This window comes from Allobosea sp. TBD101, from assembly GCF_059817965.1.
This window is the reverse complement of the sequence record NZ_CM187543.1, coordinates 2091688-2104028: the sequence shown is the minus strand read 5'-3', so window position 1 is coordinate 2104028 and position 12341 is coordinate 2091688. Positions and strand designations below refer to the sequence as shown.

Here is a 12341-nt window from a genome sequence, read left to right as displayed (position 1 = left end):
GGCGCTTTCGCGGACGCGAGGCGACGATGCGGCAACCTAAGCCGGACCTTGCCATGACCGATTCGACCCTGCCGACCTGCCGTTTCCAGTCCTTTTCCGAGCCGAGCGACCCGAAGCTGGTTGCGGGCCGCGTCGCCGCCCTGCGCAAGGCTCTTGCCGCGCAAGGGCTCGACGGCTTCGTCGTCCCGCGCGCCGACGAACATCAGGGCGAATATGTCCCGGCCCATATGGCCCGCCTCGCCTGGCTGACCGGCTTCACCGGCTCGGCCGGCAATGCCGTCGTTCTGGCCGACAAGGCGGCGCTGATCGTCGACGGCCGCTACACCATCCAGTCGGCCGAGCAGACCGACACCGCGATCGTTCCGCCGGTCCGCATGGAAGAGACGCCGCTGGAGCGCTGGGTCGAGCAGAATCTGCCGGCCGGCGGCAAGCTCGGCTACGATCCCTGGCTTCATACGGTGGATGGCCTCGCCCGGCTCGAAAAGGCTACGGCCGCAGCTGGCGGCAGCCTCATTGCCGTCAAGGCCAACCCGATCGACGCGCTCTGGAGCGACCGCCCTGCACCGCCGACGGCGCCGGTCAAGGCGCATCCGGCCGCCTTCGCCGGCGAGGACAGCGTCTCGAAGCTCGCCCGCATCCAGAAGGCGCTGACTGAAGCCAAGGTCGACGCGCTCGTCGTCTCCGATCCCCATGCGCTGGCCTGGGTCTTCAACATCCGCGGCGGCGATGTCGAGCACACCCCTCTCCCGCTCGGCTATTCCATCGTCCCGCGCGAGGGCCGGCCGACCGTCTTCCTTGCGCCCGAGAAGATCACCAACGAGGCGGGCGATGCGATCGGCGCCGTTGGCGAGATCGCCTCTCCAGCCGATCTCGACAAGCAGATCGCCAGGCTCGGCGCAGCCAAGGCCAAGGTCAGGCTCGACGCCACGACCGCCGCCTCCGCGCTCGCGACCCTGATCCGCGAGGCCGGCGGCACGCCCGATACCGGCACGGACCCGATCGCCCTGATGAAGGCGCGCAAGAACGCGGCCGAGCTCGACGGCGCCCGCAAGGCCCATCTCCGCGACGGCGCCGTCATGGTGCGCTACCTCTCCTGGCTGGCGCGCGAGGCGCCGAAGGGCGGCCTGACCGAGATCGACGCGGTGGCCGCGCTCGAGGCCGAGCGGCTCAAGACCGGCCTGCTCAAGGACGTCTCCTTCACCACCATTGCCGGCGCCGGCCCCAATGCCGCCTTGCCGCATTACCGCGTCAGCGAGGCGAGCAACCGCAAGCTGGAGCCCGGCATCTTCCTGGTCGATTCAGGCGGCCAATACGAGGACGGCACCACCGACATCACCCGTACCATGGTGATCGGCGCGCCGACGGCCGAGATGCGGGACCGCTATACCCGCGTGCTCAAAGGCCATGTTGCGATCTCACGACTGGTCTTCGTCAAGGGCACCTCGGGCGCGCAGCTCGATGCCTTCGCGCGGCTGCCGCTCTGGCAGGGCGGCTTCGATTTCGACCACGGCACCGGCCATGGCGTCGGCAGCTATCTCTCGGTGCACGAGGGACCGCAGCGCCTCTCCAAGCTCGGCACCACGCCATTGGAGCCGGGCATGATCCTCTCCAACGAGCCCGGCTACTATAAGCAGGGCGAGTACGGCATCCGCATCGAGAACCTGATCGTCGTCGAGGAGCGCCAGATCCCCGGCGCCGAGCGGACGATCTACGGCTTCGAGACGATCACCTGGTGCCCCTATGAGCGCGCCCTGATCGAGAAGAGCATGCTCGATGCCGGCGAAATCGCCTGGATCGACGCCTATCACGCCAAGGTTTGGGAGAAGCTCTCGCCGCAGGTCGAGGGCGAGGCGAAGCTGTGGCTGGAAGCGGCCTGCCGGCCGCTGTGAAGCGCCTCTACCGCGAGAAAAATTGCCGCATCGCGGTTGGAACCACCATTGTCATTCCGGGGCTTCGCGCAGCGAAGAACCCGGAACCCACGACCGGGTGAGATATCTTATGTTCAGTGGCCGGCGGCTCACCTAGTCGTGGGTTCCGGGTTCGCGCCTAAAGGCGCGCCCCGGAATGACGGGAGTGGTCACGAGGTGCTCAGGGCTCAAGCCCGAGCATGACGGTGCACTAAAGCACCATCCTGAACCCGACCACCGCCACCACGCCAACCGCGACCACCCCCAGCAACGGCAGCCGCGTCGCGGCGAGCGCCGTGACCGCCGCCGCCGCCGTCTCGGCCCAGCCGGTGGCAAGCGCGCTCGGCGCGATCACCGCGATCAGCACGGCGGGCGGGATCGCGTCGAAGGCGGCCTGCGCCCGTGGCGAGAGGCTGAGCCGCCCGGCCAGCGCCAGCCCGGCGACGCGCGTGAAGTAGGTCACGATCGCCATGCCGAGGAAGGCGAGGAGATTGATCGGGTCGACGCTCACGCCTCGGCCTCCTTCGTCACCGGCCGCTCCTCGGCGCCGGCCGCAAGCCAGGCCGCCAGCAAGCCGCACAAAGCTCCCGCCGCGACATGCCAGGGCGGTCCGGCCAGGCGATAGGTCACGGCCGAGGCGATGCCGGCGGCAGCGACCGTCCAGAACGTCACCCGCCCCTTCCAGAAGGCGGCGACAAGCGCGATGAACAGCGCCGTGAAGGCAAAATCGGCACCGAGCCGCTTGGGATCGCCCAGCACCGCGCCGACCATGGCGCCAAGCGTCGAGTTGATCAGCCAGCCCGCGACGAAGGGGATGACCATCGCGAACCAATAGGCCGGCGTCAGGCGGTGGGTGCGGGCGCGCTTCTCGGCCAGCGCCCAGTTCTCGTCGGCCATGTAGTAGAGGCCGAGGAATTTCTGCCAGCGGCTGAAGCCCTGGAGCTTGGGCGCCAGCGATGCGCCCATCAGCACATGGCGCGCATTGATCAGCAGCGTCGAGAACACCAGCGCGGCGACCGGCGCCGGGCTCGCCCAGAGCTCGATCGCGGCAAACTGCGCCCCGCCGGCGAAGACCATGATGCTCATCAGGAAGACTTCGAAGGGTGAGAGCCCCTTGCTGGCCGCGACCGCGCCGAAGAGCAGGCCGATCGGCGCCGCAGCCACCGCAGCCGGCCAGATATCGTTCAGGCCGCGCCTGATGTCGTCACGCATCGTGGACATGGATTATCGGTTCTCTTGAAGCTCGTCATTCAGCCGGCATGCGCCGCGCGAAAGGCGCCGGGCGTGACCCCGAGCCGCGCCTTGAAGGCCCGCGTCAGGTGCGGCTGATCGCAGAAGCCCGTTGCCGCTGCGACCTCGCCCAGGCTCTCGCCGCGCCGCAATCGCTCGCGCGCCCGCCGGACCCTGACATCGATGAGATAGGCATGTGGCGTCAGGCCGGTCTCGCGGCGGAAGGCCCGGATCAGATGGTGCCGAGGCAGTCCCGCAAGCTGCGCAAGGTCGGCCAGCGACAGGTCTTCCTCGTAGCGCGCCTCGATCGCCCGGCGCGTGCGCGCGACCGGTCCGTCCTCGCGCCCGACCGCCTGCACGGTCAGATCGGCATGGCGCGCCAGCATATGGGCATAAGCGCGTAGCAGAGCTTCCTCGCCCGCCAACGCGTCGGTGCCTTCCTCCAACAAGCGATGCGCGGCGCTGAACAGGGCGGCACCAACTGGGTCCTGCACGACGGGATCGCAGAAGAACGGCGTGCCGACAGCCTCGTTCCCGGTCAGCGACGCCGCGATCTCCTGCATCAGTTCGACGGAGGGGTAGCTCATTCGGTAGCGATAGCCGCCCTCGCTCGGCGCGCCGTCATGGACGTCGAGCGGGTGGTTCATCACGATGTCGCCGGGGCCGGCATAGAGCTTCTGCCCGCGCGCATGCCAGACTTCGCAGCCCATCTCGATCGTGCCGATCGCATAGGTGTCATGGGCATGCGGCGCGTAGGCATGAGTGCGGAAGGTCGCGGCGAGGAATTCGAGCCCGTCGAAACGGCGCGCGGCGAACAGATGCGCGCTCTCCCCCGCCCTGAGCGGGGTCTCCAGCAAGGCCTGTTCCTGCGAGATCGACTGCATGCCCAAAGATAGCGCAGAAGCCCGCCATACTGTCTTGAAGAAAAGTGATCGGGCGCATCACGCGCCCGATCGATCTACCACTCTTGAGTGAGGCTTCAGAGCGCGTGCGTAACCGCGCCCGCGCCGATCCGCTCGGGGCTCTTCGAGCCCAGCAGCAGTACCCCCGCCCCGCCGACCAACGTCGCAATCGTGGCATAGGCGATGACGCCGAGCGTCCCGAAGCCATCGACCAGCAGGCCGCCGAAGATGGCTCCGCTCGCAATCGCGATCTGGAAGGCGGCGACGATCAGACCGCCCGCCGACTCGGCCTCGTCCTCGGGCGCGACCCGCACCAGCCAGGTCTGGAAGCCGACGGGCAATGCACCGAAGGCGAAGCCCCAAAGCCCGACCGCAACGGCAGACGCGATCGGCGACGCGCCGACGAAGAGCAGGCTCACGCCCACCAGCGCGATCAGGAAGGCGCCGAAGATCACCGAGGCCTTGGCGCTGCGCGCCGTGATCGCCCCACCCGCGAAATTCCCGAGGAAGCCACCGACGCCATAGGCCAGCAGGACGAGCGAGATCGCCTCGACCGACAGCTTGGGGATCTGCTCCAGGAACGGACGGACATAGGTGAAGCCCGCGAAATGCCCGGAGATCACCACGACGATGCCGGCGAGAACGAGCGCGATGCTGGGCTGGCCGAGCAGGCGGAACAGCGTGCGGATATCGGGCGAGCCGCGCGCCGGCAGCCGCGGCAGCACCGCGATCTGCACGACGAGCGTCGCGACGCCGACCAGCGCCGAGAGCCAGAACACGAAGCGCCAGCCCATCACGTTGCCGAGATAGGCGCCGATCGGCGCGGCGCTGACGGTGGCAAGCGAGACGCCGGCGAAGATCAGCGACATCGCCTTGGGCAACACGCTGGGCGGCACGAGGCGCATCGCGGTCGCCGCGACCATCGACCAGAAGGCGCCGAGCCCGATGCCGAGCAGGACGCGGGCGAAGAGCAGCGTCGTCAGGTTGGTGGCGACGGCAGCGATGACGCTGGAGACGATCAGCAGGCCGGTCAGCGACCAGATCACGATGCGCCGGTCGATGCCGCGCGTCACGATGGCCGCGGCGAGACCGGCAATGGCGCCGACAACGGCGGTCGCGGTCACCGCCTGCCCGGCCGCGCCGACGGAGACGCCGACATCGGCGGCCATCGGGGTGAGCAGGCTCGCCGGCAGGAACTCGGCCGTGACGAGGCCGAAGACGCCGAAGGTCAGGGATGTGACGGCCGCCCAGGCCGGCTTGTCGCGGGCCTCCTCGGCTGTATCGTCGAATTCAAGTGCAGTGGCAGACAGGGAATCTGACATGGGGTTCTCCATGAGGTGGCCGGAAGATGGGCGTGGCTCCATGGAGTTTCCATGCTATATCATCCGCATCTCATGACCGTTCGTCCAGGATTGCCATGACCGCTTCGACCGACCACCTGACCGAGATGCTCCGGGGCCTGAGGCTCGACGGCGTCGATTACAGCCGCTGCCAGTTGGCCGCGCCCTGGGGCGTCGCCTTTCCGCCGACCCATCAGGCCTATTTCCATTTCATCTCGCGCGGCAGCTGCTGGCTGAAGACGCCGGCCGGCGAATGGCTAGAGCTTGCCGATGGCGATGCCGTGCTGTTGCCGCGCGGCGGCGGCCATGTCCTGGCCAGCTCGCCCAAGGCCCTCGCCTCCCCGCCCTGCGAGTGCCGGGTGCTGGAGGCCTATGGCAATATCTTCGACGTCGAGGGCGGCGGCACGGGCGAGCATATGCTGCTCTTCACCGGCCGCATGACCTTCAATGTCGATCTCGACCACCCGCTCCTGCGCCTGATGCCCGACCTGATGCGGATGAGCGATTTCATCGCCGACGAGCCGGGGGTCCCGCATCTGCTGGAGGCGATGGGGCGCGAGGTCATGCTGGACCGCGTCGGGGCCGGCGGCATTCTCGCCCGTCTCGCCGATGTGCTGGCCGCCGCGATCATCCGCGCCTGGGTCGAGCGCGGCTGCGGCGCCGCCAAGGGCTGGGTCGCGGCGGCGCGCTGCCCGACGATCGGCAAGGTGCTGGCGGCGATCCACGCCCATCCCGAGACAGACTGGACCGTGGAGAGCCTCGCCGAACTGATGGGGGCCTCGCGCTCCGGCTTCGCGGAGCGCTTCGCCGAGGTCGTCGGCGAGACGCCGGCCCGCTATGTCGCGCAGGTGCGGATGCATCAGGCAAGGCAATGGCTCGCCCGCGACAAGCTGCGGATCGGAGTGGTGGCGCAGCGCCTCGGCTACGAGTCCGAAGCCTCGTTCAGCCGCGCCTTCAAGCGCATCACGGGGCTGGCGCCGAGCCAGGTGCGGACCGCGGGCGAAGCGGCGCCGGCCGCGATGTTCACACCGACGGCGGAGGCGGCAGAATAGACCTCAGCCGCCGACTAGATCGAACCAGCCGGCCTCGTCGATCACCTCGACGCCGTGCTTGGCGGCATCCTTGAGCTTCGACCCCGCCCCCGGCCCGGCGACGAGCAGATCCGTCTTCGACGAGACCGAGCCCGCGACCTTGGCGCCGAGCCGCTCGGCCATCGCCTTCGCCTCATCGCGCGTCATCCGTTCCAGCGCGCCGGTGAAGACCACGATCTTGCCGGCGACGGGACTGGCCGAGGCCACCGCTTCCAGCGGCTGCGGCGAGACCTGCGCCAGCAGCCGGTCGAGCAGTTCCTCGTTATGCGGCTCGCCGAAGAATTCGACGAGAGCCTCGACCACGGTCGGGCCGACGCTGTCGATGGCGCCGAGTTCCTGTCGCTCCGGCGAGGCCTCGTCGGCGGCGGCGATACCGGCCGCCCGCAGCGCCTCGAACGAACCATAGTGCCGCGCCAGCAGACGCGCCGTCGTCTCGCCGATATGGCGGATGCCGAGGCCGAAGATGAAGCGGTTGAGCGGCGGACTACGCCGGTCCTCGATCGCGTCGAAGAGCTTCTTGGCGCTGACGGCGCCGAAGCCTTCCTTGTCCTTGAGCTTCTTCAGGTTCGCCGCATCGCGCGTGGCCAGCGTGAAGATATCCGCCGGCTCCCTGACGGGAAGCTCGGGATCGGCATGGAAGAACTCGATCTGCTTGTCGCCGAGCCCGTCGATATCCAACGCGTCGCGCGAGACGAAATGCTTGAGCCGCTCGACCGCCTGCGCCGGGCAGATCAGGCCGCCGGTGCAGCGGCGGATGGCGTCCTCCTTGCCGCTGCGTGGATTGAGCTCGCGCGTCGCATGGCTGCCGCAGGCCGGGCAGAGCGTCGGGAACTCGTAGGGCTTCGAATCCGCCGGCCGCTTGGCGAGATCGACCGCCTCGACGCGCGGGATGACGTCCCCAGCCCGTTTCACCGTCACCGTGTCGCCGATGCGGATATCGGTGCCATCACGGATCGGCAGCCCCTTGGAATCGAAGCCGCGGATATAGTCCTCGTTATGCAGTGTCGCATTGGTCACGACGACGCCGCCGACCGTCACCGGCTTCAGGCGCGCCACCGGCGAAAGCGCGCCGGTGCGGCCGACCTGGATGTCGATCGCCTCCAGCACAGTCGTCGCCAGCTCCGCCGGGAACTTATGCGCGATCGCCCAGCGCGGCGCCCGCGAGACGAAACCGAGCCTGCCTTGCAGCGCGAGATCGTCGACCTTGTAGACCACGCCGTCGATATCGTAGCCGAGCGTCGCGCGCTGGCTCTCGATCAGCCGGTACTGCGCGATCAGTTCCGCGACGCTCTCGCAGTGCTTCATCAGCGGGTTGGTGCGGAAGCCCCAGCGCCTGAACGCCTCGACGACGCCAAACTGCGTCGGCGCAGGCAGGACCGGCATCTCGCCCCAGGCATAGGCGAAGAAACGCAAGGGTCGCGCGGCGGTGACGCTGACATCGAGCTGGCGCAGCGAGCCCGCCGCCGCATTGCGCGGATTGGCGAATTCCGGCAGCCCCTTCTCGCGCTGGCGCTCATTGATGGCCGCGAAATCGGCGTGTCCCAGATAGACCTCGCCGCGCACCTCGGCGATCTCAGGCACATCCGGCCCTGCCAGCGTGCCGGGGATTTCGGAAATGGTGCGGGCGTTCAGCGTGACATCCTCGCCCTCCTCGCCATCGCCGCGCGTCGCGGCCGCAACCAGCTCGCCCTTCTCGTAGCGCAAGGACAGCGAGAGCCCGTCGATCTTCGGCTCGGCGGTGAAGGCGATGCCGTCTTCCTCCTTGCGGCCGAGAAAGCGGTAAACGCGGCCGACGAACTCGGCGACCGCCTCGTCGGAGAAGGCATTGTCGAGCGAGAGCATCGGCACGCGATGGCGGATCTTGGCGAACTTGCCTGACGGCCTGGCACCAACCTTGGCACTGACGTCGCTTTCCTGCTTCAGCGCCGGAAAGGCCTCCTCCAGCGCAACGAGCCGGCGACGCTTCGCGTCATAGGCCGCGTCGTCCATGATCGGCTGGTCGTCCTGGAAATAGGCATCGTTCGCGGCCTGAACTTCGGCAGCCAGCAGCTTGTGCTCGGCCTTCGCCTTGCGCGGCGTCAGCTCCGCGATCGGCGTTTCGGAGGGGGCGGAATCTGCGGCGTCGCTCATGGCAAACCATTAGGCGAGATGATCGTGACGAGAAAGGGCAGGAACCGACGCCCTCGCGCCGCTGCTCCCAAAGCCTCACCCCACCAAAAGAACGCGGGTCATCCCGGGCGACCGCAGGGAGACCCGGTATCCATTCCGGAGCATGTCTCGGTGGAGTTCCAGAATGGATCCCGGATCTCCGCTTCGCTCCGTCCGGGATGACCTCGCATGAGGAAATCGGAGGGCGGCTTCTCACATCCGCGCGAAGGCCTTGCGACAAACCGGGCTTTCGCGCGTATAGTTCGGGAACTGGGAATTGGAAGCTCGACGCCGCCGGCCGTTGACGCCAAGGATCATGTCGACAGCCATAGGGCGAACCGGGCCGGAACCGGGAGACACGCCATGGCCAATCTCGACGGCACAGTTCATGACATTGCCGCCCTCTCGCAGCCGCGCGTCAGGACCATCACGACACGGGACCTGACCGAGGCACTGCTGCGCGGCTGGGAGGATTTCAAGGCGCAGCCGAGCCACCTCGTCTTCATCGCCCTGATCTACCCCATCGCCGGCATCCTGCTGGCGCAGCTCACCGTGAGCTACAATATCTTCCCCCTGCTCTTCCCGCTGCTCTCGGGCTTCGCCCTGCTCGGCCCCTTCGCCGCGATCGGGCTCTACGAGATCAGCCGCCGACGCGAGAAGGGCATGGACTCGTCCTGGCTCCACGCCTTCGCCGTGCTGCGCTCGCGCTCGATCGGACAGATCGCCCTGCTCGGCGGAATGCTGACCGGGCTCTTCCTGGCCTGGCTGTTCAGCGCCTGGTTCCTCTATCGCGGCATCCTCGGCCTGCCGGCCGATGTCTCGACCACCGACTTCCTGCGTGCCGTGTTCACGACCGCGGACGGCTGGACCATGATCGTGATCGGCAATGCGATCGGCCTGCTGATGGCGATCCTCGCCTTCTCGATCTCGGTCGTATCCTTCCCGCTGATCATCGACCGGCATGTCGATGCGCCGACAGCGATCCGCACCTCGATCGCCGCCGTCGAGACCAATCCGCGTGTGATGATGATCTGGGGCCTGATGGTGACCGGATTGCTGGTGCTCGGCTGCCTGCCGATGCTGGTCGGTCTGACGGTGGTCATGCCGGTGCTCGGCCATGCTACCTGGCATCTCTACCGCAAGGTCGTCGGCTGAGAGTACAACCGTCATTCTCGGGCGAAGCAGAGCTTCGAACCCGAAGAATCTCATGACGAGAAGGAGCCGGCTTCCGGGATGCCCCGGGGCTCAAGCCCGAGCATGACGCCGCGCCTGCATCCCGGCTCCCACCGGGAACCTTGGCCCTCAAGCCGGGTTCACCTCCTGCCAGATCGGGCCGCAAGGCTCCATTCAGCCAGGGGGTTTTTCATGAACAACATCATTTATCTGGTCGGCCTCGTCGTGGTCGTGCTCGCCATCCTGTCCTTCCTCGGCTTGCGTTGAGGACGGAAATCGGGCGAACGTCCACCCGCAGGCGGCAACGCTCGAAACGCGCATTCTTCAAAGAAAAAAACGCCGATCTCCCGAGCTTGACCCAGGAAATCGGCGCTTTTGTGTAAAGCTGAAGCCTCAGCCGCGAGGACCACCGCGCGGCTTGCCCTTGCCGAAAGGCTTGCCCCCAGTCGGGCGCCCGCCCTCGGGCTTGCCGGCGAAAGGCTTGCCCTTCCCGGCAAACGGCTTCTTGAAACCACCGGGCTTGCCATCATCGCGGCGCGGCGGGCGCGCGTCGTCGCGCGGGGGCCTGCTGTCGGCGCGATAAGGCTGGCGGTCATCGCCCCGCGGCGCGCGTTGGTTCGCGTCCCGAGGCTCGAATCGCGGCCGCTGCGGCCTGTCCTCGGCAGCCTGATCGTCGCCCCAGCTCCGGCGCGGCGCAGCCGGACGCTCGGCCTTGTCCGAGAAGGACTTGGCCGGGCGGCGCTCCGCTTCGGTCGTCGGCTCGATCACGATCTTGTCGCGATCCGGGATACGGACCGAATCGTAGAAGCGGTCGGCGACATCGGCGTCGATCTCGACCTTGGTCTCGCGGTCGAAGATACGGATCGCGCCGACCTCGTCGCGCGTGATCCGCCCACGGCGGCACAGCATTGGCAAGAGCTGGCGCGGATCGGCGCCCTGCTTGCGGCCGATATCGAGGCGGAACCAGACGGTGTCGCCACGCGGGCCGGCCGGCTTGCGCGGACGCTCGCCATCCTCGCCCTCGTCGCGTCTGGCACCGAACGGGCGCTTGGCGGCGTAATCCTCGTTGGTGCGGGCCGGGCGGCGCTCATCGCGGCCGAAGCCGGGATCGCCAACCTCTTCCGCCGCCGGCAGGCGGGCGCGATAGAGCCGCACCAGCGCAGCGGCAATGTCGCGCGCCTCGCGGCCTGCCATCAGCGCCTCGATCATGCCGGCATCGTCCTCGGAGCCGTCGCCGTTGAGCAGCGGATCGGAAAGCAGGCGCTCCTGGTCGAGAACGCGGATCTCTTCCTCCGTCGGCGGGCCGATCCACTCGGCCTCGACCTTGGCTTCCATCAGCAGGCGCTCGGCCTTGCGGCGGCGCGACTGCGGCACCAGCAGGACGCTCGTGCCCTTGTTGCCGGCGCGACCGGTGCGGCCCGAGCGATGCTGCATCACCTCGGAATCGTTCGGCAGCTCGGCATGGATGACGAGGTCGAGCCCCGGCAGGTCGATGCCGCGCGCGGCGACGTCGGTCGCGACGCAGACCCGCGCCCGGCCGTCGCGCAGCGCCTGCAGCGCGGCGTTGCGCTCGTTCTGGCCGAGTTCGCCGGACAGCGCGACAGAGGTGAAGCCGCGCTCCAGCAGGATCGCCTCGAGATGGCGCACCGCGTTGCGGGTGTTGCAGAAGACCAGCGCCACCGGCGCATTGTGGAAGCGCAGCAGGTTGACGACGGCGAGCTCGGCCTCCTTCGGGAAGACGCGCACGGCCTTGTAGGCGATGTCGGCATGGCCGCGCCGGGTCGCTTCCACCTCGATGCGCAGCGCATCGCGCTGGTAACTCTGGGCGAGCTGCACGATCGCCTTCGGGAAGGTCGCCGAGAACAGCAGGCTGCGGCGGCTCTCGGGCGCGGTCTTCAGGATGTATTCGAGATCGTCGCGGAAGCCGAGATCGAGCATCTCGTCGGCCTCGTCGAGGACGACGGCCTTGAGCGCGGAGACGTCGAGGCGGCGGCGCTCGATATGGTCGCGCAGGCGGCCGGGCGTGCCGACCACGATATGGGCGCCCTCGTCGAGCAGCATCGCCTCGCGACGCGGGTCCATGCCGCCGACGCAGGAGATCACCCGCGCACCGGTCTGGGCATAGAGCCAGGCGAGTTCGCGCTGCACCTGCAAGGCGAGCTCGCGCGTCGGCGCGATGATCAGGGCCAGCGGCTCAGCCGCAGGGCCGAGCTTCTCGGCCGTGCCCAGCAGGGTTTCGCCGATGGCGAGGCCATAGGCGATGGTCTTGCCGGAGCCGGTCTGCGAGGAGACCAGCAGGTCGCGCCCGCGGGCGGCGTCCTCGATGACGGCGCTCTGCACCGGCGTCGGGTCGGAATAATTGCGATCGGCGAGCGCGCGCGCGAGCGGCGGGCTCGTGAGAGAAAAGGACATGCGATAACGGCCTAAAGGTTTGCGGCGTAAGACAAATGAACGGCGCGAAGCGTGGGCGATGGGTTCAGGCGGCACTAGACAATCGGACTGAAAAGCGGAATGCGCATTTCAGAAAATCCGATGCCAAAACAAATAATT

General features: G+C 68.1%; 9 protein-coding genes. 3 read left to right on the top strand and 6 right to left on the bottom strand.

From position 1 onward, the window contains the following. Window positions 1–53: 53 nt before the first annotated feature. The gene (locus tag AC6RIC_RS10070) at window positions 54–1889 is read left to right on the top strand and encodes an aminopeptidase P family protein (protein ID WP_499736066.1); all 1836 of its coding nucleotides are present in this window, start codon (window positions 54–56) and stop codon (window positions 1887–1889) included. Between the two features lie 229 nt (window positions 1890–2118). Here AC6RIC_RS10070 and AC6RIC_RS10065 read toward each other — a convergent pair whose 3' ends face one another. The 4 genes from AC6RIC_RS10065 to AC6RIC_RS10050 all read right to left on the bottom strand — a co-directional run bounded on the left by AC6RIC_RS10065 (window position 2119) and on the right by AC6RIC_RS10050 (window position 5361). Beyond that, on the bottom strand, window positions 2119–2418 hold the full coding sequence (locus AC6RIC_RS10065) for an AzlD family protein (RefSeq protein WP_291653072.1): 300 nt from the start codon (window positions 2416–2418) through the stop codon (window positions 2119–2121). After that, complete coding sequence (locus AC6RIC_RS10060; protein WP_454656166.1) at window positions 2415–3128, bottom strand: AzlC family ABC transporter permease; 714 nt, start codon at window positions 3126–3128, stop codon at window positions 2415–2417. Before AC6RIC_RS10060 ends, AC6RIC_RS10065 begins: the two co-directional genes overlap by 4 nt. A 29-nt stretch (window positions 3129–3157) precedes the next feature. Next, on the bottom strand, window positions 3158–4021 hold the full coding sequence (locus tag AC6RIC_RS10055) for an AraC family ligand binding domain-containing protein (protein ID WP_499736065.1): 864 nt from the start codon (window positions 4019–4021) through the stop codon (window positions 3158–3160). Between the two features lie 95 nt (window positions 4022–4116). After that, window positions 4117–5361 (bottom strand): MFS transporter, encoded by a 1245-nt coding sequence (locus AC6RIC_RS10050; RefSeq protein ID WP_499736064.1) that lies wholly within the window; start codon window positions 5359–5361, stop codon window positions 4117–4119. A 95-nt stretch (window positions 5362–5456) separates the two neighbouring features. Between AC6RIC_RS10050 and AC6RIC_RS10045 the strand changes: the two genes are divergently transcribed. Further along, on the top strand, window positions 5457–6431 hold the full coding sequence (locus AC6RIC_RS10045) for an AraC family transcriptional regulator (RefSeq protein WP_454656163.1): 975 nt from the start codon (window positions 5457–5459) through the stop codon (window positions 6429–6431). Between the two features lie 3 nt (window positions 6432–6434). On the opposite strand, the gene ligA is transcribed toward AC6RIC_RS10045, so the two are convergent. Further along, a complete protein-coding gene (gene ligA, locus AC6RIC_RS10040; RefSeq protein WP_499736063.1) occupies window positions 6435–8600 on the bottom strand; it encodes an NAD-dependent DNA ligase LigA in 2166 nt (721 codons plus the stop codon). Window positions 8601–8981: 381 nt separating this feature from the next. Here ligA and AC6RIC_RS10035 point away from each other — a divergent pair, with 381 nt between their 5' ends. After that, window positions 8982–9773, top strand: coding sequence for a DUF2189 domain-containing protein (locus AC6RIC_RS10035; protein ID WP_499736062.1), 792 nt, complete (start codon window positions 8982–8984; stop codon window positions 9771–9773). 411 nt (window positions 9774–10184) lie between these two features. Here the strand turns inward: AC6RIC_RS10035 and AC6RIC_RS10030 are convergent, their stop codons facing one another. Continuing rightward, a complete protein-coding gene (locus AC6RIC_RS10030; protein WP_499736061.1) occupies window positions 10185–12203 on the bottom strand; it encodes a DEAD/DEAH box helicase in 2019 nt (672 codons plus the stop codon). Window positions 12204–12341: the final 138 nt, after the last annotated feature.